This is a genomic window from Ruegeria marina (assembly GCF_900101475.1).
GTDB lineage: Bacteria > Pseudomonadota > Alphaproteobacteria > Rhodobacterales > Rhodobacteraceae > Ruegeria_B > Ruegeria_B marina.
The window spans coordinates 26,722-51,396 of record NZ_FMZV01000009.1 but is presented as its reverse complement, the minus strand read 5'-3'; the positions used below and the strand labels follow the sequence as shown (position 1 = coordinate 51,396).

Sequence of the window (24,675 nt, the reverse complement as noted above, 5' to 3'; positions counted from 1 at the left end):
TTGTAAGACTCGTACCATTCTCCTAGATGAGCCTCACAACCGACGCAGGGTCGGCTGTTTCAACCCAGGAACGCGCAAATGGCACATACCGCAAGCACCACAGCGCCGCTCGGAGCAGTCACCGTTCTCCGCGTGGTGGACTTTTTCATCTCGGCAAGAAACGCCGTCGTCTCGTGGAACGAGAGCCGCCTGACCCGCAATGCGCTGTCGGCCCTGACCGACACCCAGCTGGACGACATCGGCCTGAACCGTGGCGACATCGCCAATCTCTGATCCAGTCCCATGGCAGACCGATAGAAGAGCCGCTCAAACAGGGCGGCTTTTTCTTTTGCTTGCCCTTCGAAAGGATGCCGGTGAACGCCCGGCGCACATCAGGCCTTGCAGATATAGCTGACGGTCAGTATCCGCCGCTCCTTCAATCCGCGCAGCTGGTTTTGCGTCATTTCCCGAAACTCCGGCCCGAACAATAGCTCTGTCGTAACCGGCAGGGGCTTTGCCGCGCCGGTTTGCGCGGTTCTGGCCTCCAGCCACTGAAGGCTGTCTTCGGTTGAATCGATCACCCGCACAATTTCAAACCCGGCATCGGCAAGCAGAGTTTCCATCTCGTCCGGGGTTGCCAGATGGCTGATCGACGGGTCCCGCGCCCAAGGTACGGGATACAGAATGTCCTCGCCGGCTCCCCGCAGAATGTCGTAGACTGCAAAAGTCCCGCCCGCCGACAAGATCCGGCGGGCTTCCTCGTACATCCGCATCTTGTTTTCGATGTTCATCGCGACATGCACAGTGATCGCTGCATCAAATTCGCAATCGTCAAACGCAAGGTTCAACGCGTCACCTTGCTGAAACTTGGTCTTGTCAGAGAGACCAACCCAGCGTGACAACTCCGTGGCCGCGTCGCAGAATTCGGCGGTCAGATCGACACCGACAACTGACAACCGACCACCTCGGCAATCGTGCGTGACACGCCCCCCAGGTCCGAGCCAATGTCCAGAACCCGCGACTTACACTCAGACCCATGTGGTCGATCAGGTCCAGCGTCGCCGCCCTGCCGCGAAAATGAAACTCATCAACCGACTCCAGATCCGACGGTCGCAAGGCATGCGGCTCCAACCCGTTTCGCCGCAAGCCTTCGGCAATTTTCGCGGCCAGGCCGCCGCCACCGCTGTAGGTGTTGAAATTCGATCCGTCATACCGTGGGCCTCCCTGAAAGGCCCGCACAAAAGGAACGCGCCGAAGTGGGAAATTGTCTCAATACACCCGATCCTGACCTATGACGCGCCGGTTGCCAACGCCAGAACCAGCTATTCGATGGGGCCAATCCCTCTGTACAAAACGGTCAATTTGGGTTCCGGACCGTCTACAAAATGGCCAAAACGAAAGAAGCGCCCGAATGGGGCGCTTCCGAAATCCTGGTCTGGCCGGGCTCAGATCGAGCTGTCGATCCAGTTCTGCAGCGCCGCCTTGGGCGCCGCGCCGGCCCGGTTCGACACCACTTGCCCGTCCTTGAAGATGAACAGCGCCGGAATGCCCCGCACGCCCATCGCGGCGGCCGAGTTCGGGTTGCTGTCCACGTCGACCTTGGCGATCTTCACCTTGCCGGCGTATTCGGCCGCCAGCTCTTCCAGGGCCGGGCCGATCTGCTTGCAGGGGCCGCACCATTCGGCCCAGAAATCCACCACCACGGGGATGTCGGAGTTCTTGACTTCGGCGTCAAAGGTTGCGTCGGTGACGGCTACGGTGGACATGATCTGTCTCCTCAATGGGATGCAATGCGCTTGGGTGTCGAAGTTAGGAGCGCCAACGGGCAAGGTCAAGATATCTGGGTGCGACCCAGTGCAGCCGTCACAAGATCGTGTGGCAACCACATCATCCGAGCCGTTCGTGTCCACAGGAAACCGGTGCGGATCTGATGGGCCGGATATATCTGCGCCAGCGCCTGTGCATAGGCGCCCATCTGTCGCAAAAGCCCTTCCGGACAGGCTTCGGGCGTATCGGGAACCACGGCATTGCTTTTGAAATCAATCACCTGAACCTCTGTCGCGGTGATGACCAGCCGGTCGATCACCCCGTGCATCCGGCGCGCTCCGATGGTTGCGCTCACGGGAACTTCGGCCAGCGTTCCGGCTGCGAATACTGGTGCCAGCTCTGGGCTGGTCAGCACGGCATGCGCCTCTGCCAGCAGCTTACTGCGCTCTGCTTCCTGCATATCCGGCAGAAGCCGCGCGCAGATCTCGGCCCAGGCGGTCTGATCCACCGGCGGAAGGTGTTCCAGCAACAGGTGAAGCCGTGTGCCTCGCAGTTTTGCCGCTTCCTCGTCCAGTCCCGCTTCGCCGGGCAGTGCCTTGGCGCCGCCAAGATCCGAGGGCGAAACAGGCTTTATTTCGATGCGTTCCGGCGCCAGATGGTGGACCCAATCGGGCAATGGCTGCGTGCCTGTGTTCAGGGTTCTGGCCTCGGTCAGCTGCGCGCGTTCCCATTCGCCATGTTCCAGCCGCAGAAAATCCTGACCCTCGACCTGCGCCGCCCCAGCCCGCGCCATCGCATCGGCGACCATGCTGTACCAACTGCTGCCATCCTTGCCGATATCGCCCGCAGCTGCCACGATCAGCCATTTTTCAGCCCGGGTCAGTGCCACGTACAGAAGCCGCAGCCTTTCGTTCGTTTCGCGGGCCTGCGCCGAATCGCGCGCGGCGGACAGAACGGAGGGCGAGTCGTCCCTGGAGACGCGCCACAAAGGCAGATCGCCCGCCTTTATGATCTCGGCGTCGCGCTGCGCCCGGCGCTGGGCGGTATCGGGCAGGATCACGATCGGCGCTTCCAGACCTTTCGAGCCATGCACCGTCATCACCCGCACCATGTTGCCGACGCCGGTCATCTGGCGCTTGATTTCCAGATCGTCTGTCTGCATCCAGACGAGAAATCCGGTCAGGCTTGGGATATCCGAGCGTTCATAGGCAAGCGCCTGGCTGAGCAGCGCGTTGATCCCGTCTTCGGCCTCCGAGCCCAGACGGCCAAGCAGCTTCCGCCGTCCATCGTGGCGAGTCAGGATCCGTTCGATGAGATCGTAGGGCCGCAGGAAGTCGGTCTGCGACCGAAGGTCGTCCAGGACTGCAAGTGTCCGGGGAAACTCGTTTTTGCGGGATCGCAGAGCCGCCCACAGATACCGATCCGTGCGCCTGTGGGCCAAGTCGAACAACTGCTGCTCGCTCCACCCAAAAAGGGGCGATTTCAGCACTGTGGCCAAAGACAGGTCGTCCTCGGGCGTGGCGAGGAAACTCAACAGCGCGGCCAGATCCCTGACGGCAAGTTCCGCGCCGACCTTCAACCGGTCTGCCCCCGCAATGGGCAGGCCGGCGGCCTTGCAGGCCCGAATGATTTCGGCAAACAGGTCGGATCGGCGCTGTACCAGGATCAGGAAATCGCCCGGTTGCACCGGGCGTCGCAAGAAGGTTCCCGGTGTCTCGCCGTCGATGGGGATGGTCTCGCCATTGTCGATCATCGACTTGATCTGGCGGGCCACGCGTTCGGCGAGGATCACGGTGTGGTGGCGCGAGCCGGGCCGGTCCACCGGGTCGGTCCAGTCTCCATCCTCGTCGTCCTCGACCTTTTCCACCACTGGCCAGAGATCCACGCGGCCGGGCATGTCGGACTTGAAGGCGCGGTGCAGCGACTCTTTGCGGAATCCGGCCTCGGCCCGGTTTTCGAACACCAGATCGACAAGGCCAAGAATGGCGCTGGAGGAGCGGAAGGAGTATTCGAGCGTTAAATCTTCCAGATTAGAGCCTGATTCACGCAGCTTGCGGCCGAATTCTTCCTGCATCCGGTCAAAGGCGTCCGGGTCCGCGCCCTGGAAGGAATAGATCGACTGTTTCTTGTCCCCCACGACAAAGATCGTGCGTTCGACCCCTGCCCGCGCGCCCTCGCCGCTGGTGAATTCCTGCGCCAGTTTCTCGATCACGCCCCATTGTTCGGGGCTGGTGTCCTGCGCCTCGTCGACAAGTATATGGTCTATGCCGCCGTCGAGCCGGTAGAGCACCCAGGCCGCGACGCCGGGATCGCTGAGAAGCTGCCGCGCCTTCTGGATCAGGTCGTCAAAATCGAGCCAGCCGCGCAATTGCTTGCGCCGCTCGTATTCCGGCAGAAAGGCCGCGGCGAACCTGTGCAGCGCCAGCGACTTGCGCGCGGCCGTCAGGGCCAGTCTGCGGTCGCGGGCTGCTTCGACCCGCAGCATCAGCGCCTCGAGTTGCGGCATCTGCCCCGCCAAGGCCCCCTGGCGCGGGCCTTTGGTCGGGAAACCGCCGATCTTGGCGGCAAAGGGTTCCTTGGCGGTTGCTCCGGTCAAAAGCACGTCTTCCAGTACGGTCAGACCATCCAGTGTCGGGCCATCGAACCGGGCCAGTTTTGCGCCGGCTTTCTGGTCGTTAGGCCCACTGCCTGCCAGCGCCGGCAGGATCGAGCGGATCAGTTCCATCTCGCCGCCCAGATAGACCTGCTCCAGCAAAGCGCCCTCGTCGAACGCGGGTGGCAGACCGAACGCCTCGGCCAGGTGCTCCCAGTCCATCGGGTGTGCGAAGCCCGCGCGGTGCTGGCAAATGGCGGCGGTCAGGCTGTCGAACCCGGTATCCGTGATATAGCGGGCAACCATTTCGACCAGCGGGGCCTGCGGCCCTTGGGCAAGATCCTCGACGATTTCCTCGCGCAGCAGCGCCGCGGCGCGGTCCTCCATCTCGGCGAATTGCGGGCTGACGCGCGCCTCTAGCGGAAACCGGCGCAGCAATGCCGCGCAAAAGGAGTGGATGGTCTGGATCTTCAGCCCGCCGGGCGTCTCGATCGCGCGGGCGAACAGGGTCCGGGCATGGGCCAGACGTGCGCTGTCGATCGAGCCGTGAACACCCAGGTCCGAGAGTTGCGCCCTGAGCGGCACGTCACCCAGCATCGCCCATTCGCCCAATCGTTTGAACAGGCGGTTCTGCATCTCGCTGGCGGCCGCCTTGGTATAGGTCAGGCACAGAATGTGTTGCGGCTCGACCCCGTTCAGCAGCAGGCGCGCCACGCGGTCGGTCAGCACCTTGGTCTTGCCCGAGCCCGCATTGGCCGCAAGCCAGGTCGAGGCGGCCGGATGCGAGGCGCGAAACTGCGCCTCGGTCGCTTCGTTACGCTGTGTCATGTCAGGTCCTCGGGCTTGGGCGTGGCGGTGCGGTCCCATTCGCCGAACCGGGCAAGGTGGTCATAATCCCCGATATCGCTGTCCTTGTGCAGCATGCGGCGGGCAGTAAACCCTTGATCAGGCTCGAAATAGGCGGCGATCAATTTGTGCAGTTCGGCCCAGACCCGGGCTGGCGGCTCGTCTGTCAGCGGCGCCGGAACCTCCTTGTAGCTGCCACCCATCCCGATGAAGGCCGCCCGCGCGACCGGCGTGGGGTCTATCCCTTCGAACCCGCCCTCTTCGGCCAGCGCGGCCTCGATCAGCAGTTGCTTGTCGAACCTGGCCTGCTGCTTCTCGCTGGGTGGCGCGCCGGTCTTGTAGTCATAGATGCAGAGCGATCCGCGTTCCGTCATGTCGATCCGGTCGGCACGCCCTGTCAGGGTGAAATCAAGCCCGTCGAGCCGACGGTCCATCTTCACTTCGAAGGCGACCGGCCCGCCATCGGCGCGGCGCTCCGCCTCGGCCGCCAGAAACGCATCCGCCACCCGTTCCAGCCGTGCCTGCCACAGCGCGCGGGCGGTCGGCCATGCAACCAGTTCGTCCAGCAGTGTGGCAGAGCGTTTAAGGAAATGGTCACGGGTCAGCAAAGCACTGTCCAACACGCTGTCCTTGACGAAGCTTTCCAGGATCTCGTGGATCACGATACCACGTAGCAGCGCATCCGGAGCCTGTACCAAAGGGTCCAGCGGTTTCAGCCGAAGCACGTGGCGGGCGTAGATGGCATAGGGATCGCGGATCAGTTTCTTGATCTCGGTCACCGAAAGCTGCCTTGGCCGCGCGGCGACCGGCGGCCGGGGCGAGGGGCGTGGCGCAGGATCGGTGTGTGGGGCGTATTCCAGCGCTTGGGCCCAATCCAGCCAGTCGCGGCCCCGTGCACGCATTCCAGCCAGCGCCACACCGCCGCCCTGCTCCGGCAAGCCCTGCAACAGGTTGGTCAACCGGTTCAACCAGCGCGAAGGTACGGTTTCGGCATCGTCCGAGCGTTTCGAGCGGGTCAGCCAGACTTCGGCGGCGCCGATGGCCTGCTGGAAATCATGCGCCGACAGGCCGATCCGGCGTTCCGGCAACAAAAGGCCTGCATCATGGCGCATACGTCGATTCAGCCAGGGATCGGGGGCAGGAGATTCGGGCCAGCTGCCTTCGTTCAGCCCCCCAAGGATCAGCAGGTCTGCGCCCATGACCCTTGCTTCGAGCGTGCCCCAGATCATGATGCCTGTGTGCGGCGCGTCACGGTCACGAACCTCTCCGGTGGACAGGAGACCACCCAGGAGGTCCGTAAAATCCCGGGCGGACATGTCACCGCCATGCGGGGATTCGTTTTCAAGCGCGGTAACGATGGCCAGGGCTTCTTGCCCGGCCTTCTGGTCCCACAAGGTTCCGGTTCCCCCGGCCGATCCGGCGGACAGCGTTTCGGCAAGGTTTCGCAACCGGCCAATCCAGTCTGTCAGCGACAGCGTTCCAGTGACTTGTTGCCCGCAGAAACTGTCGGCAACCCAGCGCGCCCAGTCATCAGGGACATCGCGGCGGATGGCAAAGTTGGCAATATCCTCTGTCTCGGGAAACGGCGGACCGTTGCGGCGAAGATCCAGTTCCAGATCGCGGGTATGCAGCAAATGTTCGTTGCGGCCAGCGCCGGTGTGGCACAGCGGGTGTTTGAGCAAGGTCAGCAGCGCCTCGCCATCCAGCCGGGCCGCGAACAACCCGGCCACGTGGCGCAGGAACCGGCCCGGAGGCGACAGCTGCAACGGCAAGCCGGCGCTGTCGTCCGGCAAAAGGGTCCAGCGGTCGAGCGCGGCACTGACCTGGCGGGTGAGCATACGATCAGGCGTGATCAATGCGGCGGTCTGCCCTTGTTCTGCCGCTTGCCGCAGACGCAGGGCGATGGCCAGCGCTTCATCCCGAGGCGAGGGCGCCTCGACCAGGGTGATGTCGCGCGTCGCGGTATCCAGCCCGGTCAGTTGCGGACCCTCGGACATCCAGGCATCGGTGACGGGTGCCGGTCTGAGAGCGAGCGACACCAGCCGGTTCCTTGCAGGGCAGGGGGCAGGTTCGCTTGTCCAGGGCGTGATCTGATCTGGCGAGAGCGAGAGCTGCTCCATCAACCTGGCAAATCGGAATTGAGGGTGATCCTCGGCGGTCAGAGCATCGCCGAGTTCGGGCCAGACATGGTCCGGCTGGTCGAAATCGAAGCCCGGCAATACAACGGCCCCTTGCGGAAGACGGGCCACGGCCTCCATCAACAGCATGGTGGTGCCGCGCGATCCGGTCGAACCGGCAAGGACGATCGGGTGTTGCGGCGGGTTGGCCTGCCATTCGGCAACCAAGGTCTCGACAATGCGCCGCTGCCGGGCCTGAACGTCCAGCGCATCATCGGTGGCGCCCAGATACCTCGCGGCGATCGAAATGAATTGCTGCGCCCGCGCCCAGTGTCCGGAAAGGTCCGTCACGTCCAGCGCGTGTATCTTCTCGGCCGCGACGCCTTCACCCTGCATTTCGTCGATCAGCGCGGCCAGGCTGTCGGAAAGGTCGAAGATCGAGGCACGTGCCGCCAGATCGGGCTGCTGGTCCAGAAGGCGGGAAATCAGTTGCACCAGTTGCAACCGGCGACGCAGGGGCGGCAAGGCCGGTGGCAGGTGCGCGGACAGGCCCAGAGCGCCCAGGTCGGTGACCAACGAGATTCGGGGCAGGAGGCTGGCCGGTCCAGTATCGAACAGCCCGGCGATGCGTCGCTCCATCCTGCGGGTGTTTACCACCAGATGCACCCGCGCCAGCGCATGCGGAGGCAGATCCGCGCACCTCTGGCGCAGCCCGTCAACCAGCGCACGGGGAAAATCGACGCCAGGGGGCAAGGCAAAGACGCGGGGATGCGAACAGGGGTCAAACATTCGCCAGCATTTCCTCGGCCTGCGCAATCCCGTCAGGATGGCCCACGTCGCACCACCGACCAGGATAGGTCAGACCGAAAAGCCGCCCCGCTTCGCCGATGCGATTCCAAAGACGGTTCAACGAAAAGACATGATCCGGAATGTCCGCCAGCCCATCCATCCTGACGATCTGCACTCCGCCATAGACCAACCCCGCTCCACGGGTGATCTTTCCTTGCGCGTCACGCGAGAAATCGCCCTGACCCGTGTAACCCACGGTCTGGGCCACGGGTATGCACATCAATAGCGCGTCCATCCGCTCGGGCTCCCAGGCCCGGGCAAGGAGCGCCAGGGGATTGGGGCCGGACCAGATCGCATCCGTGTTCATGGTAAACACGGTTTCCGCCCCCAACAGCGGCCACGCCTGCCGCAGGCCACCGCCGGTGTCGAGTATATCGGGCTGCTCGTTGGACAGAAGCACACCCCGTGGCCCGAGGTGGTTGGCCAGTATCGGCGCCAGATAATGGGTATTGGCGACGATCCGCGGCGGCTCGACGGCCTGTGCGAGATCAAGCGCATGGTCGATCAGCGGACGCCCGGCGACCTCGATCATCGGTTTCGGTCTGGATCGGGTCAAATCGCCCATGCGGGTTCCGAAACCGGCAGCAAACAGCATCACGGGAAAACGGGTCTGGTTCATTTGGGGTTCAATCGGTTCAGGTTTTCCGGTGTTGGCGGAGGCAGCGTTTCCCGCAGCAGGTCGGCGACACCGGCAAGTGCGGGGTGTTCCAGATCGCGCATCAAATGCGCCCAGACGGCGGGCATCAGCGCCAGGTAACGCGTCTTTCCCATTTCGCGGGACAATCTTGCAAACACACCGAGAATGCGCAGGTTGCGCTGGACGCCAAGCACCGGATAGGCGGTGCGAAACTCATGATCGTTTGCGCCGGTGGCCTCGATGAACCGGCCGATCATGTGCATTTCGGTCGCAATCGAGACATCGCGCCGGATGTCCTGCAACAGGCTGACCAGATCATAGGCCGGGTGGCCGATCACGGCATCCTGGAAATCGAGGAGGCCGACCCGGGCCAGACCCGAGCGCTCGGGCAGCCAGATCAGGTTTTCGGCATGGTAGTCCCGCAGGATCAGGACCTCTGGTCCCTGCATCGTCTCGAACAGAAGGTTTTCAAACCGCTCCACAAACCGCGCCATCGCCCCTGGTCGGGGGTCGCCGATCATACCGGCAACATAGTGCTCGAAGGCGATCCCGGTTTTTTCGGCCATGGATGTCGGGCCATAACTTTCCAGTCCCGCGGGCAGGGGTGCATCCCGCAAGGAGACCAGCAGATCGGTCGCTGCCTCGTACAACGGGCGCTCCGTATCCGGTTGACGTTCGATCACCCGGGCAAACAGATCGTCGCCCAGGTCTTCGAGCAGCAGGAACCCGTTTTCGGTATCTTCTGCGAGGATTTCGGGCGCGCTCAGGCCGAGCGAACGCAGGTGATGCGCCAGTTCGACAAACCCGCGCACCGTTTCCCCGTGTTCCGGCGGCGCGTCCATCAGGACCGCTGTGCGGCCGGTCTTGCGATCGGTCAGACGCTCGTAACGTCTGGCCGAAGCATCGCCGGCCAGTGGCATGTGCACGGCATCGTCCCACGGGGTTCCCGCAATCAATGCTCGGGCGAGAATGGTGCGCTCCGTCATGTCTGCACCTCGATGCGGGAGGTCCATTTCGGATCTGTCCAGCTGAGCGTCAGGACGCGGCGGGATTCGTGAATGGGATCGGCTACGAAATTCACGGACAACGCATTTTCGGGCGCAAGAGAGCCAAGCCGGTCGGGCCATTCGATCAATGTGATCGCATCCGTGAACGCGTCGGTCAGCCCCAATTCCTCTATCTCTTCGATGGCGGTCAGACGGTAGAGGTCGGAATGCCAGATTTCTCCACGGTCGGTTTCATACACTTGAACCAGCGTGAAGGTGGGCGATGGCACGTCTTCGGGCGAGGGCAGGAGAGACTGGATCAGACTTCGGGCGAAGTGAGTCTTTCCGCAGCCGATTTCACCTGCCAGCAGGATGCAATCTCCGGGCCGGAGAGTTGCTCCTATGGCCACGGCGAGGCGGGCGGTTTCCTCAGGCGATTCAAGGGACAGGATCAGGGGCGAAGCGGTCATGCCGACACAATGGCGACAGGGCTTTCCGGCTGCAAGCCACGATCAGGTTCTGGCCTGCGCGACCGCCTGTTTGGATACCCTTTTGATAATGGTGAAGGAAACCAATGTCGCGCCATTCTGAATGGGGCTGACGGCGCAGTTCAGCATCCTTCCATCCCGCATGTGTACGCGCCCTTCCCAATCGGCGCGATTTTCACGGTTCTCGACAAAGTCGCGGATATCGCCCCAGATAGGTGTGGCGGCGCATGTGTCCTGCCAGACCCGTATCGCGTCCAGAACGGTGACCTGCGCAAAACTGCGGTCCGGGTCACAGTTCCATAGCTGGTGATAGGCTGCGTTCGATAGGGCCAGCGTACCGTCGGCGGAGAATACGGCAATCGCCCTGTCGATCTGATCCAGTGCCGCCTGTCCAAGTTCTAGTTCAGAACGGAACCTGCGCGTCAAGGTGACTTCTGCGGTGATATCCTCGAACAGAAAGGCCACTGCGCCATCCGGATGTGGCCTGCCGCTGACGGAATACACGGAGCCCGACGGCAGGGACCAGGTTTCACGGTAATTGCCATCCGTTGCAGCCTGTACCAGATCGTTCATCTGCTGTCGCCATCCGCCGTAATTCTTCGGCTCGGGCATCATGTTGAGATTGCGCAGGCGATCGAAAAAGCTCGACACCGAAGGTCGGCTGCTCAGGAAATCCACCGGCAGGGACGTCAGATCAACAAGAGCCGGATTGAACAGCGCCAGTTGCCGATTCCTGTCGAATATGGCCAGGCCCGTGGACAACTGGGCAAATGTCTTTGGCAGTGTCTGTACAAAGTTCCGCTGTGCGATTTCGGCATCGACAACGGCATTGATGTCCATGGCGTAGCAGAGACATCCGGCGTCATGCTGCACGAGCAGAACATCGAACCAGAGTTTTGCGCCGCTGGGTTCCATCGAAATCGAGACCCGGTTCTTTTTACCGGGTCCGATTGTCTCGACGGGGTTCGGAAACAGCGGCTTGCACAGGTCGGGGACGCCATCCCGTACCTTGCGGGTCAGTTTGACATAGGCGGCGTTGCACCACCGCAATGCTCCGTCGTTATCCAGAAACCAGACGGGATAGGGAGCCTTGTCCATCGCCGAGCGAAGCGGGTCGGTGCACCCGTCGCAGGAAGATGCAAGCCCGAGGCTCATGCCATTGCGCAATTCCACCCGCACGATACCATCCAGCCATTCGCAAAAGACGTCTCGACCTGTGCGTCCGTCGATCGGGCCAACGATGATTTCACCATTTTTCTCAACCTGTTCGGGGTCGGCGGGAAAGCCGGGAAAGTCGGCCGCCAACCGGTCGCGCAGATCGTTCCAGACGTGAATGCTCCGATCGGCGCCTGAATGAGAGGTCCCCACAAGGTCGTGCCCGTCGAAGAGGAACACATGATTGGGAGCCTTGGCGTGCGCCAGATGACCGTGGCCGACAACTTTCGAAAGCCTGGGACCTGAAAGCATCCACGCTGCAAGCATCGCCGAAGAAAGGCAGATCAAAGCCAATGCCAACCATTCTGCCATGAGTGTTTCCTGACCTGATGAAAAACCGGTCTGGCTAGGTTCCTCTCCAAAAGTTAACGATCATTTAAGTCAAACTCGAAATTGTTCGTTAAGTCCGACAAGCACGGCGTTCTGGCCGGTTTGCGCATCAATCTGGCTGCGCGGCCAGACGACCTGAACGATCGCACCGCGACATTCGGCACGATCGGTCAGGGTTTGATAGGGATCCGAGCCATTGGCGAACTCCAGTTCCGCTCCGCTGCGTTCAAGCAAGGTCTTTGCAATGAACAGACCCAGTCCCATCCCCTCGTATTCGGGGCGCGTGCGGTAATCTGCCTCGACCCGTCTTCGGCGGACAAAGGGGTCTCCGATCCGTCCGATCATATGCGCCGGATAGCCGCGGCCATCGTCCATGATGGTGACCTCGATCTTGTCGGCAGTCCATTCCGCCTCGACCCATACCGTGGACCGTGCGAAATCGACGGCGTTCTGGACCAGGTTGCGCAAGCCGTGAATGATCTCGGGTTTGCGCAGGATCGAAGGTTGCTGCATATCCCCGCCCTCGCCGGGGCCCTCGTGGAAATGGAGCGTCTTTCCCCGGTTGACATGTGGTTCCGCCGCTTCGCGGATGACGGTCGACAACGGTGCCTGACGCAAGTGCAGGTCGTCCTTGCCGGCCCTGCCCATGTTTCTCAGGATATCGCGGCAGCGATCAGCCTGTTCGCGGATCAGAGCCGCGTCCTCGCGTAGGTCGGGCCTGTCGTCCAGCTCTTCGACCAGTTCGGAACTGGCCAGCTTGATTGTTGCAAGCGGGGTTCCGAGTTCATGCGCGGCGGCTGCCACCACACCACCGAGATCGGTCAGCTTCTGTTCCCGCGCCAGTGCCATTTGCGTTGCGGCAAGCGCTTCGGACATGGACTGAACTTCGGAGCTGATGCGGAAGGAGTAGGCGCCAAGGAACACCATGGCGATGACAATCGCGGTCCAGTGGCCGAATACGAAAACATCCGGGATACGCAGGATGAAGCCCATTTCGGTTCTGAGCGGCAGATGATAAAGGCCGAGCAGGGTCACGAGCACAATCGCGGTCGTGCCGATGATCAGTGTCGAGCGCAAACCCATCACGTTTGCGGAAATGATTACCGGACCGACCAGCAACAGGGCGAAGGGATTGTGCAATCCGCCGGTGAGATAGAGAAGTACGCCCAGTTGCAGAAGGTCGAAGAGCACGAGCAGGAAGTTTTCGAACTCGCTGAGGCGCTTGTTGCCCGGAAAGACGAAGATCGCAAGGGTGTTCGCGACCGCTGAAACGCCGATGACCAGATAGCACAGGCCGAGGTTCAGCTGCAGGTGATAGGTCTGTTGCGCCACCGTGATCGCCACGATCTGGCCGGCGATGGCAACCCAGCGCAACAGGATCATGGTGCGCAGACGAATCCAGCTGCTGCGTTCTTGTCCAAGCACGAGGCTCATGTTGGATTCAGGCATCGTGCACTTATGTCCTGTTGCAATGGTCGTGTATCTTGATAGGTCTCCGGCCCGACACGATCAACCACCCTGTCCGCGAGGCCCGTAATGACCCGTATTTATGCCATTCTTGCCGTAACGGTAGCCGCAGCCGCGCTGGGTGCAACCTGGATTGCGACGCGCGGCGGAACTGATGACAGGTTTGCACAGTGCCGGTCCAGTCAGATTGCCGGTGGCGCCGACACGATCGGCGGGCCGTTCGAACTTGTGAACTCCAGGGGCGAGACGGTAACCGACAAGGATGTGATCACCGAACCGTCGCTCCTCTACTTCGGTTACACTTTCTGCCCCGATGTCTGCCCGCTCGACACGTCGCGCAATGCGGACGCTGTGGATATTCTGGAAAGCCGGGGAAAGATGGTGACTCCTGTCTTCATCTCGATCGACCCGGACCGGGACACGCCGGAGGTGGTGGGCGATTTCGCGGCCAACCTGCACGAGCGGATGGTGGGGCTGACGGGCTCACCAGAACAGGTCAAGGCTGCAAGCCAAGCCTACAAGACCTATTATCGCGCGCAGGACAAGAGTGATGAATACTATCTGGTGGATCATTCGACATTCTCCTATCTCGTTCTGCCCGAGCTCGGATTTGTGGAATTCTTCCGCCGTGACGAGACGGCCGAGCAGATGGCGGACAAGATCGGCTGTTTTCTGGATGCGATGTAAGCACGCCAGAGCAGTTTGACCTTGGCGTGGGTGCTGATAATACTTGCGTCCAGGCAAAAGAACGAGAAACAGCGGAAAGACAGAGCATGACGGATAGCCCCCTGCCCGATATCGGCCCCGACAAATCGCTTTTGCTTGTCGATGACGATGAACCGTTTCTGCGCCGTCTCGCGAAAGCCATGGAAAAACGGGGGTTCGAGATCGAGACGGCTGGATCCGTGGTCGCCGGGCGCGCAATTGCCACGGCGCGGCCGCCAGCTTATGCGGTGGTAGATCTGCGGCTTGAGGATGGCAATGGCCTTGACGTCGTCGAAGTGCTGCGCGAACGCCGGCCGGATTGCCGCATTGTCGTGCTGACCGGATATGGCGCGATCGCCACGGCGGTTGCCGCAGTCAAGATCGGAGCAACGGACTATCTCTCCAAACCGGCGGATGCGACAGATATCACCAATGCCTTGCTGGCCAATGGGGATGCGCTTCCGCCCCCGCCGGACAACCCCATGAGCGCGGACCGGGTACGTTGGGAGCATATTCAGCGAGTATACGAGCTGTGCGATCGTAACGTCAGCGAAACGGCTCGGCGGCTAAACATGCATCGCCGAACCCTGCAAAGGATTCTGGCGAAACGAAGCCCGCGCTGAGAGGTTCGCGATGGCGGAAACGCCTGACCTGGATCCTGATGATCCCAATTCGCAGCCGCTGCCCGAAGGGGGGTGGTCCGAAACGATAACGCGGCTGGCAGAAGCGGTTGTCGTTCCTCCGGAAGCAAGCGGTTTCACCCAGGCCGCGGGTGTGCTGTATTTCGACGGCAGCTATTGCCCCGAAGCCGCGCTGTGGCGCAGATATCGCCCACTGACCACGCGGCCCGAAGTACCGAAAGAGATTGGCCAGACATTGCCTGGACGTTGGGTCTGGGGTGGCGTGTTGTGGGCCCATTTTGGCCATTTCCTGGTGGAAAGCACCTCCCGGCTATGGGCTCTGGACCATGTCGGCGGCCCGATCGACGGCGTCCTGTTCATACCGAAACGCCCCAAGGTGGGTGATCAGATCCGTGGGTATCAGCGCGACTTCATCGACCTTATGCGGCCCGGTCTGCCCATTCATGTCGCTACCGAACCGACCCGTGTCGAAGAGCTGATTGTGCCCGGTCAGGGGTTCGGGCTGGGTACGATCACCCAGGGGACGAAAAGGTTTCGGGACGCAATTCACAACAACTTTGCAAAATCGGTCGAACCGGATGGACCGAGCAAGCTCTATATTTCCCGCTCGGCGCTGGGTCTGGGCAAGGGCGGTCTGCTGGGTGAAGAGCGGCTCGAGGATCTGTTGCGTGCTGAAGGGTACGACATTTTTCATCCAGAGAAGTTCTCGCTCGAGACGCAGCTTTCCCGTTACAAGGCCGCAAGCCATGTCGTGGCTGCTGATGGCTCTGCCCTGCATCTCTACGCGATGGTGGGCCGGCCCGATCAGGACGTCGCGATGATCCTGCGGCGCAAGGCGGGACCCAACAACCTGCTGGCCAAGAACGTGGCGCATTTCTGCCGGTCCAAACCGCTTGTCATCGACGCATTGTATACCGAGTGGGTGCGCGGGAAATCCGGAAAGTCGAACCGCCTTTCCTTTGGCGAACTGGATCACGCGGTCATTGGCAGAGGGCTGGTTGCGGGCGGGTTCGTCCGCCGCGACATCGACTGGCAGCGTGCCACTGACGCAGAACGCGCGCAGATGTTCAAGGACAAGGGGCTGGACCAGGCCGGCGATTTTGTAGAGAGCGCCGACTACCAGAAACGTCGTCGTCGAAAGATGCGGCAGGAACGCCGCGCCCGGCGCGCGCAGCGCGAAGAGGTGGATCAGAGCTCGGAAATCAGCGTCAAGTAACGCGCGGTGTAGGCTTTTCGGGTTTCGACCGGCGGTCTTAGCAGAATATCGAGCCCGTCCATCAACGCCGGGTTCGGTCGCCCGAAGAACCGGTTCGCCTCGGTCTCGGAGAACCCGGCGATGCGGGTTGCCTCCATCCAGGCGCTGATCCGGTCGGCGCGCTTGATCTGTTTCTTGATTTCGGTAGGCAGCTGCGCTGGCAAGCCAAAGCGGATGTGGATTGCCGCTGTAAGCCGTGTGTCGAGATGTCCGTAGTCCGACCCGATCGCGGCCTTTACCGGCGAGATCATGTCGCCGATCACGTATTCCGGGGCATCGTGCAACAACGCGGCCAGGCGCCATTTCGGCCCCGCTGTCGGAGCGATGCGGGCAAACAGGGTTTCGACCAGCAGCGAGTGCTCGGCAACCGAATAGGCATAGTCCCCGTGTGTCTGCCCATTCCATCTCGCGACAAAAGCCAGACCATGCGCGATATCCTCGATTTCGATATCCATCGGGGTTGGGTCCAAAAGATCCAGCCGACGTCCCGACAGCATTCTTTGCCAAGCTCTGGGTTGTGTTGCCATTCCGCCACGTCCCTTTTTTCGTGCCTTTTTTCCGCCACATTCCGGGCGCAGCCTGAAGTTCATTCCGAGTACATGCTGCCAGCCGTTACAATTTGCGTCGTGGGTCACACCTGGCGGCATGATCGGGATATCAAGTGTCGGGGGGCGTGTTTTCCTCCCTGCACGCCCCCCCTTCAGCCCTGAATCTCTACCGAAAGGAGCTTGTCGTGATCAAGCATCTGATGGGGATGGGAATAACATTCGGCCTGATCGCATCGGCGAATCCGATGCTTGCACAGTCCTGAGCGGAACGCGAGGCGGTAATCGGCAAGTTGCAGGAGAAATACTCCGAGCAGTTGACCGCTGGCGGCCTGCAACCCACGCGAAGCGGGCAGTCGGTGATCGAGTTCTGGGCTTCGACGGAAACAGGGACGTTCACCGTTCTCCTGACCGATGCCAATGGTGTCAGCTGTATCGTAGCCGCCGGAACCGACTACTTCCAGGCCAGCCCTGTCCCGGTCGTCGGTGACATACCCAGCTGAAGTCGTGACACGAAAACCCGCTCTGCCGGAACGAAGTTGCCACTTGTCGCCATGAATGGTAGGGCGTCTGGCGACCGATTGTACCGGAATGGAGTGAAGAATGGCCGGGGATTATATCGTCAAGGACATTGCACTGGCCGATTACGGCCGCAAGGAACTGGACATTGCCGAAACCGAAATGCCGGGATTGATGGCGCTGCGTGCCGAATATGGTGAAAGCAAGCCCCTCAAGGGCGCGCGGATCGCCGGCTCGCTGCACATGACCATTCAAACCGCAGTTCTGATCGAAACGCTGGTGGCTCTGGGCGCCGACGTGCGCTGGGCGTCCTGCAACATCTTCTCGACACAGGATCACGCCGCCGCCGCGATTGCGGCCAGCGGCACCCCGGTTTTCGCCATCAAGGGTGAGACGCTGGAGGAATATTGGTCCTATACGGACAAGATCTTCCAGTTCCCCGAGGGTGGTGCCAACATGATCCTCGACGATGGCGGCGATGCCACGCTGTACATCCTGATGGGCGCCCGCGTCGAAGAGGGCGAGGAAGACCTGATCGCGGTTCCGACCAGCGAAGAGGAAGAATACCTTTTCGCCCAGATCCGCAAGAGGATCGCCGAAACGCCGGGCTGGTTCGTGAAACAGCGCCACATGATCCAGGGCGTCTCCGAGGAAACCACCACCGGCGTGCACCGGCTCTACAAGATGATGGAAAAGGGCCACCTGCCTTTCCCCGCGATCAACGTCAACGACAGCGTGACCAAGTCCAAATTCGACAATAAGTACGGCTGCAAGGAATCTCTGGTCGACGGCATCCGCCGCGCCACCGACACCATGATGGCCGGCAAGGTCGCGCTGGTTTGCGGCTATGGCGACGTGGGCAAGGGCTCGGCCGCTTCGCTGCGCGGCGCTGGCGCACGGGTGAAGGTGACCGAGGTCGATCCGATCTGCGCGCTTCAGGCGGCGATGGACGGCTACGAGGTCACCACGCTGGAAGATGAGGTCGCGAGCGCCGACATCTTTATCACCACCACCGGCAACAAGGATGTGATCCGCATCGAGCACATGCGCGAGATGAAGAACATGGCCATTGTCGGCAACATCGGCCATTTCGACAACGAGATTCAGGTCGCGGCGCTGAAGAACCACAAGTGGATCAACATCAAGGACCAGGTGGACATGATCGAGATGCCCTCGGGCAACAAGATCATCCTGTTGTCCGAAGGCCGCCTGCTGAACCTCGGCAACGCCACCGGCCACCCGTCGTTTGTGATGTCCGCTTCGTTCACCAACCAGGTTCTGGCGCAGATCGAGCTGTTTACGAAGGGCGATCAGTACCAGAACGAGGTCTATATCCTGCCCAAGCATCTGGACGAGAAGGTGGCGCGCCTGCATCTTGACCGGATCGGTGTAAAACTGACCAAGCTCAGCCCGGAACAGGCCGATTACATCGGGGTCCATCCCGAAGGCCCGTTCAAGCCGGAACACTATCGCTATTGATTTGACACAATGAGCGAAGGCTCATTTGTGAATCGGTGCCGCCCCGTCAACCTCGGGGCGGCTTTTTCATACTGTTCGAAATTGTTTGTATGAAGCTTGTATCGCGATATCATTCAACTACTGATTGTTCATGAAGTGCAAATCGTCATTTAAAGCGTTTTGCGGAGTGGGATATCGTGAAAGAGCCTTTCCTTTTTGGGGGTTTGACGAAACTGCTATTCGCTTTGACCCTGAGCCTTTCCATTGCCGCTATGGCGGTCGAGGCAAAACCCCAGGTTTCGATCGAGCACAAAACCTATTCTGTGGACGCCACCACCGCTAAGGATCTGGTCCGGCAGATGGATCAGCGAGGTCCGAATGAGTTTTGGGCCTATACCGATTGGTACGTGAACTGGACGGGCAGTTGCGACCTGTCGGTCCGGATCACCTATACAATGCCCAAGCACAAGAACGAGGCCAAGCTTGATCCGGCCCTGCGCAAAAGCTGGAAATCCTTTACTGACGCGCTGAAGAAGCACGAAGAGAAGCACGGGGCGCATGGCATTCAGGCCGCTCGGGAAATCGAAGAGACCAACTGTGCCGATGGCAATGCCGTGATCAAGAAGTGGAGCAATCAGGACAATGTTCTCGACAAGCGCACCGACCACGGCAAGAAGGAAGGCGTTGTTCTGAAGTAACCCTCGACAGGATTAAGGGCCTCTTTTTCGTTCGCGCCGTTGCGCTAGAATCTGAGAAGATCACCTTTGGGGGGCATCTAATGCATCGTCTCGCGAAACTGGTATCAAGTATCGTGCTGTCTGGGCTACCGTTCATCGCGTGAGCGCAGGAAGACACGGAACTGGCTCAGCAGCTGGCGAACCCGGTGGCATCGCTTATCAGTCTGCCTTTCCAGTTCAACTACGACAACGGCACTGGGCCAGGCCAGCGCAGCCGCTGGGTGGCCAATGTCCAGCCCGTTGTATCGGTTTCCATCGGTCAGAACTGGAATCTGATCTCGCGGACGATCATTCCCTCCATTGCCAACGACGGTGTCGTTGCCGGAACCTCGCCCTCGGGCGTCGGCAACGTCGTCCAGAGCTTCTTCTTCTCGCCCAAGCAGCCGACTTCGGGAGGGCTTATCTGGGGGCGGGTCCCGTTTTCCAGTTGCCGACCTCGACCGATCCGCAGTTCGGCCCCGACCAGTTCGCCGCAGGGATCACCGGTGTGGTGTTGAAACAGAATGGCCCCTGGACCGTGGGCGCGCTGGCGAACCACCTGTGGAACCTGGGCGGCAGCACCGACATCAGCGACACGTTCTTCCAACCTTTTGTCACCTATACGACGCCTACGGCCTGGACGTTCAGCCTGAACACCGAAACGAACCACAACTGGATTTCCGACGAAGCCTCGGTGCCGATCAACGCCGTGGCTTCGAAACTCGTCCGGATCGGTCGCCAGCCGGTCAGCATCGGTGCCGGCGTGCGATACTGGGCCGATACGCCCGCCGGAGGGCCGGAGGGCTGGGGCCTGCGTCTGACGGTGACCTTGCTCTATCCCAAGTGACCGCTGCCGGATGCGCAAGAATGCCTGGATTTTCCCCTTGCCCGGGCAGGCCGGGCGGGTAATCTTACCAACATAAATCGGACTTGGGAGGAACACCGAATGGGCAAACGCGACGATCTGATCGCAAAATACGCTGATGACCTGAAGAACAAGTGCGGGATGAACCCGGACCTGGATCTGCTAACCAAGGTTACGATCGGCTGTGGCCCGGCGATCTACGATGCCGATGCCTCGACTGTGGCAGCCAGCCAACCAGGCGAACTGGAAACCGTAAAGAACAATTTCCTCATCAAGAAACTCGGTCTGTCCGATGGTCCGGAACTGGATGCGGCCATTGCCACGGCGATGGAAACCTATGGTCAATCCGAGCGCAACAAGTACCGCGCGGTAGTCTATTACATGCTGACCAAGCATTTCGGCAAGGAATCGGTCTACGGCTGATATGCTTCTACGAAAGGAACACGAAGCGCCCGCGGTTTCGCGGGCGCTTCGTGTTTTAGGATAATTCTTTGGGCTTCGTGTTTGTATCGACCGGGTTTCAAGCGCTATAAGGATCACATGACCAGGACGGTCAGAACCTCGGAATTCGTTCGCGTGTGGTGAGTAGGGAGCACGCGGGGTAGGGGAGGGTTCTGAACTGTCAGGGCCTTCCCCGAATTTCCGTTATCCGATCACTAGAATACGGTCAGGATCAGGCCCATTGCGGCGCAGGCCACCGTTGCATATCCGCCGTCGATCAAGCTGAGCCGCAGCGGGCGCATGGCGAAAAGATTGTTGAGTGCGACCCACGGCGAAATGAAGAAAAGTCCGACGCCGATACCAGCGACAAGACCTGCCCCCGGAGACTCGATCCCGGACAGGGCAAAGACATGCCGCATCATTCCGGCGACGATCAGTTGCAGCACGAAACTCATTGCAAGGACGGCCGGCTTCATCCCTCCTTTGGGTTTGCCATCTTCGTCGCGGGGAACGCCCGATGCCTGCATCCACGGCTCTGCCAGGACCATGTACCAAACAAACCCCAAGAAAAAGGCGACCAGGGCCGCTGCGAATACGTTGAGGATTTCCATTCCGTGCCCATCGAAGAGTTGCGACGGGCCAAGGATGCCCGATCAATCCGCAGCTGTCTGCCCCAAAGCGCAGATTATCTTCCATTCATCCACGCTTACCGGTTGTACGGAAAGGCGCGAGTTCTTCACAAGGACCATCTCTGCAAGCCGCGGATCCGACTTGATCTGCTCAAGCGTCACCGGCCGTGCAAACGGGCGCACCGCCTTGATATCGACGCATTCCCAGCGCGGGTCGCCAGCCTTGCTGTCCGGGTGCGCCTCGGCGCAGACCTCGACAATGCCGACAACCGCCTTTTCCGATTGCGAATGGTAGAAGAAACCCCGGTCGCCCAGCTTCATGTCGCGCATGAAATTGCGTGCCTGATAGTTGCGCACGCCGTCCCATTCCTCGCCTTTGTCGCCCTTGGCGATCTGATTGTCCCAGCTCCAGGTCGAAGGCTCGGACTTGAACAGCCAGTAGGCCATCAGATCACCTTTTTCCAGGGGATGAGTTCGACCGACTGGAACAGTCCCGCCTTGGCATAGGGATCATTCGCCGCCCATGCCTCGGCTGCGGCCATGTCTTCTACGTCGAGGATGACAAGCGATCCTATCATCGTCTCGCCATCAAGCAACGGGCCCGCTTGCGATACGACGCCGCCGGTATCCTTGAGATAGGCGATATGCGCGGGGCGATTGTCGAGACGGGTTTGCAGGGCGTCGTTCTTGTCCTTGGCGATCAGGGCTACCAGCATGTCATTCCTCCTTGAGCGGTCGTGCCAGCAATTGAGCCATCGCCTCGTCCAGGGTCAAGCTCTGGTTCAACAGGCCGGTCACGCAGGTCGTGATCGGCATGTCCAGATGCGTGTGATCGGCTTTTTCCGAGACGGCAACTGCGGTTGCGGCGCCTTCAACTGTAATTGACCGGTCAAATGCCTGGCCGCGCCCGATCGACAGGCCCAGCCGAAAATTGCGCGAAAGCTCCGAGGTGCATGTCAGAGCAAGGTCACCGAACCCGCTGAGCCCGGCCAGTGTTTCGGCCCGTGCTCCCAGCGCCAGCGCCAGGCGCTGCATTTCGGCATAGCCGCGAGTCATCAGCGCTGCCCGGGCGCTGTCTCCCAGCCCGGCGCCGATCACGGCGCCGCAGGCGATCGCAATCACGTTCTTGAGTGCGCCGCCAACTTCGGCGCCGATGGTGTCGGTCGTCCGGTAAAGCCGCAGATTGACCGTGGACAGCTCGACCTGAAGCGCCCTCACGATATCCGGGTCCGCACAGGCAAGGGTCAGCGCTGTTGGCAGACCGCGGGCAATGTCCGCAGCAAAACTTGGCCCGGTCAACAACGCCGGAGTCGCATCGGGAAGGACTTGTGAAATCACGCTGACCGGACCCAGCCCGGTACCCAGTTCGATTCCCTTGCAACAGGCGACCAGCCGACGGCCCGACAGAAGGGCTGCATGAGAGTGCAGAGTGGCGCGCAACTGCTGCATGGGAACTGCCAGGAGGATGGTTCCCGATCCGGCCGCGATGCTCAGGTCGGATGTGGTTTCTAGGCGGTCAGGAAACGAGGTGCCGGGCAGGCGCCTGTCATTGCGACGGCTTTCACGCATCTCCTCGGCATGGTCCGGGTCGCGGGACCACAGGGTAACTGGAGTCTGGCGGGCCAGCGAAACTGCCAGCGCGGTGCCAAAGGCCCCTGCACCGAGAACCGCGACGCTCATGCCTTTGCTCCCTTCTTGCCGCTACCCAGCAAAGCGGGACTGTTCTGATCCAATGGCCAGCGCGGCCGGGCCGACAGATCCATACCGTCGACCTTGCCGGAACGGAACCGTTCCAGACCGGCATAAGCGATCATTGCGGCATTGTCGGTACACAAATTCAAAGGCGGGGCGACGAACAGCGCCCCCTGATCGGCACAAACCGACTCCAGGGCAGCTCGAATTGCGGTATTCGCGGCAACGCCTCCGGCAACCGCGACGACAGGGTGTTGCGGCCGTTGTTCCATGTAGATGGCAAGCGCCCGGCGAGTCTTCTCAGCCAGCGTGTCGACCACCGCTGCCTGGAAGCCGGCACAGAGGTCGGCGCGGTCCTGCCTGGTCAGGCCGCCCTGATCCATGACCAACTGGTCGCGCATGCGCATCAGCGCGGTCTTGAGACCGGAAAAGGATAGATTGCAGTCTGGCCGGTCCAGCAGGGGCCGGGGAAAGCGGAAGCGTTTGGGATCGCCCGCCCTCGCCTCGGCCTCGACCGAAGGTCCGCCCGGCTGAGGCAGACCCAGAAGTCGCGCTGTCTTGTCGAACGCTTCTCCCGGCGCATCGTCGATCGTCCCGCCGAGCCGTGTGAAGGTCTCCGGTCCCTGCGTGATCAGGTATTGGCAGTGTCCACCGGAAACCAGAAGCATCAAGTAAGGGTAGTCGATCTGGTCCGTCAGGCGCGGGGTCAGCGCGTGACCTGCCAGGTGGTTCACTCCGATCAGCGGCAGACCGGTTGCCGCCGCGATCCCCTTGGCGCACATCACGCCGGACATCACCCCGCCGATCAAGCCGGGCCCCGCCGTGACGGCGATGGCATCCAGCTCGCTCAGGCTGATGGCGGCAGCGTCCAGAGCTTGACGCACGCACAGATCGAGCTTTTCCGCATGCGCGCGTGCGGCGATTTCCGGCACCACGCCACCATAGGCGCTGTGCAATTCGGTTTGCCCGTGAACGACCGACGACAAGATCTCGGGTACCGAGTCGCCACTCTGCCGCACCACGGCGGCGGCTGTATCATCACAGCTGCTTTCCAAACCGAGAATGGTTAAAGTGGTAGCCATTGCTTACAACCGTTGCATCCTGTTCAGGACGCGGGGTATCACCGCGGGCATTGGCAAACAATCCCAGCCAGCGGGAGACAACCGTGATCCACCTGTTGATGACCCGCCCCGCAGAAGCCTCGGCACGGTTTACAACCCGGCTTTCTCCGGAAATTCGGGCCTCGGTAAGCGTAATTCATTCCCCACTTCTCGAAATCGAGCCATTGGACGCTGCTCTTGATCTTCGAAAGGTACGAGGCCTCATCTTCACGTCGTCCAACGGTGTTGCGGTGGCTTCGGACCTGACTGACTCGCGAGAGTTGCCTTGCTATTGTGTGGGAAGAGCAACCACCGAAGCGGCCCGACGCGAGGGCTGGACTGCAACCATGGCTGGGGAAAACGCCGAAACCCTGACCGCTTTTCTTTTGGTTGCCCGGCCAGCGGCGCCGCTTTTGCACCTGCGCGGAGAGCACAGCCGCGGAAATGTCGCACAAACCCTGTCCAGCGGAGGATTGGTCACAAGCGAACGCGTGATCTACCGGCAGAAGCTCCTGCCGCTGTCGTCCGAAGCGGCCTCGGCTCTGGCGGGAACATCACCCGTCGTCTTGCCCTTGTTTTCGCCCCGAACAGCGCGACAATTTGCCGATATGGCGTTGCCGAACGCCCCGCTGTTCATGGTTGCACTGAGCGATGCTGTCAGGGAACCCGTTGAAAAAATGGTAAATTCCAAAGTGATCACGGCAAGCCGGCCAGATGCGGACGCGATGCGAGAGGCGGTCGAAATGCTTGTGAGGCAGGCTATGCGGGTTGAGGGGCCGTCGCGCGCGCATTAGTCTTCATAGATATCCGGTACTTGAAGAATTTCAGAATCGAA

The 24,675-nt window shown here is 61.1% G+C and carries 24 protein-coding genes and 1 pseudogene; 10 read left to right on the top strand and 15 right to left on the bottom strand.

Annotated features, from left to right (window positions below):
* Positions 1-78 precede the first annotated feature (78 nt).
* On the top strand, positions 79-273 hold the full coding sequence (locus BLT75_RS13365; RefSeq protein WP_093032373.1) for a DUF1127 domain-containing protein: 195 nt from the start codon (positions 79-81) through the stop codon (positions 271-273).
* Between the two features lie 98 nt (positions 274-371).
* Here the strand turns inward: BLT75_RS13365 and BLT75_RS13360 are convergent.
* From BLT75_RS13360 to regB, 9 genes and pseudogenes are all read right to left on the bottom strand, one after another.
* Positions 372-956 (bottom strand): annotated as a pseudogene (locus BLT75_RS13360) (class I SAM-dependent methyltransferase); the annotation flags it as partial.
* Positions 957-1,424: 468 nt separating this feature from the next.
* Entirely contained in the window at positions 1,425-1,745 is a 321-nt protein-coding gene (gene trxA, locus BLT75_RS13355) for a thioredoxin (protein WP_093032370.1), read from the bottom strand.
* Between the two features lie 65 nt (positions 1,746-1,810).
* The gene (gene addA / locus BLT75_RS13350; RefSeq protein ID WP_093032368.1) at positions 1,811-5,167 is read right to left on the bottom strand and encodes a double-strand break repair helicase AddA; all 3,357 of its coding nucleotides are present in this window, start codon (positions 5,165-5,167) and stop codon (positions 1,811-1,813) included.
* The gene (addB, locus tag BLT75_RS13345) at positions 5,164-8,091 is read right to left on the bottom strand and encodes a double-strand break repair protein AddB (protein ID WP_093032365.1); all 2,928 of its coding nucleotides are present in this window, start codon (positions 8,089-8,091) and stop codon (positions 5,164-5,166) included. Before addB ends, addA begins: the two co-directional genes overlap by 4 nt.
* The gene (locus tag BLT75_RS13340; RefSeq protein ID WP_245706524.1) at positions 8,084-8,770 is read right to left on the bottom strand and encodes a nucleotidyltransferase family protein; all 687 of its coding nucleotides are present in this window, start codon (positions 8,768-8,770) and stop codon (positions 8,084-8,086) included. The genes addB and BLT75_RS13340 overlap by 8 nt, the downstream gene beginning before the upstream one ends.
* Complete coding sequence (locus BLT75_RS13335) at positions 8,767-9,774, bottom strand: aminoglycoside phosphotransferase family protein (RefSeq protein WP_093032362.1); 1,008 nt, start codon at positions 9,772-9,774, stop codon at positions 8,767-8,769. The genes BLT75_RS13340 and BLT75_RS13335 overlap by 4 nt, the downstream gene beginning before the upstream one ends.
* Positions 9,771-10,244 carry a tRNA (adenosine(37)-N6)-threonylcarbamoyltransferase complex ATPase subunit type 1 TsaE gene (gene tsaE, locus BLT75_RS13330; protein ID WP_093032359.1) on the bottom strand — a complete coding sequence of 158 codons (474 nt, stop codon included), beginning with the start codon at positions 10,242-10,244 and terminating at the stop codon, positions 9,771-9,773. The genes BLT75_RS13335 and tsaE overlap by 4 nt, the downstream gene beginning before the upstream one ends.
* A gap of 42 nt (positions 10,245-10,286) precedes the next feature.
* Positions 10,287-11,789 carry a PAS-domain containing protein gene (locus BLT75_RS13325; RefSeq protein WP_093032357.1) on the bottom strand — a complete coding sequence of 501 codons (1,503 nt, stop codon included), beginning with the start codon at positions 11,787-11,789 and terminating at the stop codon, positions 10,287-10,289.
* 69 nt (positions 11,790-11,858) lie between these two features.
* On the bottom strand, positions 11,859-13,256 hold the full coding sequence (regB, locus tag BLT75_RS13320) for a sensor histidine kinase RegB (RefSeq protein ID WP_093032354.1): 1,398 nt from the start codon (positions 13,254-13,256) through the stop codon (positions 11,859-11,861).
* Positions 13,257-13,343: 87 nt separating this feature from the next.
* Here regB and BLT75_RS13315 point away from each other — a divergent pair, with 87 nt between their 5' ends.
* The 3 genes from BLT75_RS13315 (at position 13,344) to BLT75_RS13305 (ending at position 15,836) form a co-directional block, all read left to right on the top strand.
* Positions 13,344-13,961 (top strand): SCO family protein, encoded by a 618-nt coding sequence (locus tag BLT75_RS13315; protein ID WP_093032351.1) that lies wholly within the window; start codon positions 13,344-13,346, stop codon positions 13,959-13,961.
* Positions 13,962-14,047: 86 nt separating this feature from the next.
* The gene (locus BLT75_RS13310) at positions 14,048-14,602 is read left to right on the top strand and encodes an ActR/PrrA/RegA family redox response regulator transcription factor (RefSeq protein ID WP_093032348.1); all 555 of its coding nucleotides are present in this window, start codon (positions 14,048-14,050) and stop codon (positions 14,600-14,602) included.
* 10 nt (positions 14,603-14,612) lie between these two features.
* Entirely contained in the window at positions 14,613-15,836 is a 1,224-nt protein-coding gene (locus BLT75_RS13305) for a glycosyltransferase family 61 protein (RefSeq protein WP_093032345.1), read from the top strand.
* On the opposite strand, the gene BLT75_RS13300 is transcribed toward BLT75_RS13305, so the two are convergent.
* Positions 15,809-16,402, bottom strand: a complete 594-nt coding sequence (locus tag BLT75_RS13300) for an HD domain-containing protein (RefSeq protein ID WP_093032833.1) — start codon at positions 16,400-16,402, stop codon at positions 15,809-15,811. The genes BLT75_RS13305 and BLT75_RS13300 overlap by 28 nt on opposite strands.
* Before the next feature lie 311 nt (positions 16,403-16,713).
* Between BLT75_RS13300 and BLT75_RS13295 the strand changes: the two genes are divergently transcribed.
* The 5 genes from BLT75_RS13295 (at position 16,714) to BLT75_RS13275 (ending at position 20,401) form a co-directional block, all read left to right on the top strand.
* The gene (locus tag BLT75_RS13295) at positions 16,714-16,923 is read left to right on the top strand and encodes a hypothetical protein (RefSeq protein ID WP_245706523.1); all 210 of its coding nucleotides are present in this window, start codon (positions 16,714-16,716) and stop codon (positions 16,921-16,923) included.
* 100 nt (positions 16,924-17,023) lie between these two features.
* A complete protein-coding gene (gene ahcY, locus BLT75_RS13290) occupies positions 17,024-18,418 on the top strand; it encodes an adenosylhomocysteinase (RefSeq protein WP_093032342.1) in 1,395 nt (464 codons plus the stop codon).
* A gap of 203 nt (positions 18,419-18,621) precedes the next feature.
* Complete coding sequence (locus BLT75_RS13285) at positions 18,622-19,095, top strand: DUF922 domain-containing protein (protein ID WP_245706522.1); 474 nt, start codon at positions 18,622-18,624, stop codon at positions 19,093-19,095.
* A 466-nt stretch (positions 19,096-19,561) separates the two neighbouring features.
* Positions 19,562-19,960, top strand: a complete 399-nt coding sequence (locus BLT75_RS24625; protein ID WP_245706521.1) for a hypothetical protein — start codon at positions 19,562-19,564, stop codon at positions 19,958-19,960.
* 99 nt (positions 19,961-20,059) lie between these two features.
* Entirely contained in the window at positions 20,060-20,401 is a 342-nt protein-coding gene (locus BLT75_RS13275) for a DUF2853 family protein (protein ID WP_093032336.1), read from the top strand.
* Positions 20,402-20,634: 233 nt separating this feature from the next.
* On the opposite strand, the gene BLT75_RS13270 is transcribed toward BLT75_RS13275, so the two are convergent.
* From BLT75_RS13270 to tsaD, 5 genes are read right to left on the bottom strand one after another with little or no spacing between them, the layout of a single operon-like run.
* Positions 20,635-21,030 (bottom strand): DUF1761 domain-containing protein, encoded by a 396-nt coding sequence (locus BLT75_RS13270; RefSeq protein WP_093032333.1) that lies wholly within the window; start codon positions 21,028-21,030, stop codon positions 20,635-20,637.
* A gap of 42 nt (positions 21,031-21,072) precedes the next feature.
* Positions 21,073-21,495 carry an EVE domain-containing protein gene (locus BLT75_RS13265; RefSeq protein WP_093032330.1) on the bottom strand — a complete coding sequence of 141 codons (423 nt, stop codon included), beginning with the start codon at positions 21,493-21,495 and terminating at the stop codon, positions 21,073-21,075.
* Positions 21,495-21,764 carry a YciI family protein gene (locus tag BLT75_RS13260; RefSeq protein WP_093032327.1) on the bottom strand — a complete coding sequence of 90 codons (270 nt, stop codon included), beginning with the start codon at positions 21,762-21,764 and terminating at the stop codon, positions 21,495-21,497. Before BLT75_RS13260 ends, BLT75_RS13265 begins: the two co-directional genes overlap by 1 nt.
* Before the next feature lies 1 nt (position 21,765).
* Entirely contained in the window at positions 21,766-22,728 is a 963-nt protein-coding gene (locus tag BLT75_RS13255; RefSeq protein WP_093032324.1) for an NAD(P)H-dependent glycerol-3-phosphate dehydrogenase, read from the bottom strand.
* Positions 22,725-23,822 carry a tRNA (adenosine(37)-N6)-threonylcarbamoyltransferase complex transferase subunit TsaD gene (gene tsaD, locus BLT75_RS13250; protein WP_093032322.1) on the bottom strand — a complete coding sequence of 366 codons (1,098 nt, stop codon included), beginning with the start codon at positions 23,820-23,822 and terminating at the stop codon, positions 22,725-22,727. The genes BLT75_RS13255 and tsaD overlap by 4 nt, the downstream gene beginning before the upstream one ends.
* Positions 23,823-23,905: 83 nt before the next feature.
* On the opposite strand from tsaD, the gene BLT75_RS13245 reads away from it, so the two are divergent.
* Positions 23,906-24,634 carry a uroporphyrinogen-III synthase gene (locus BLT75_RS13245; protein WP_245706520.1) on the top strand — a complete coding sequence of 243 codons (729 nt, stop codon included), beginning with the start codon at positions 23,906-23,908 and terminating at the stop codon, positions 24,632-24,634.
* Positions 24,635-24,675: the final 41 nt, after the last annotated feature.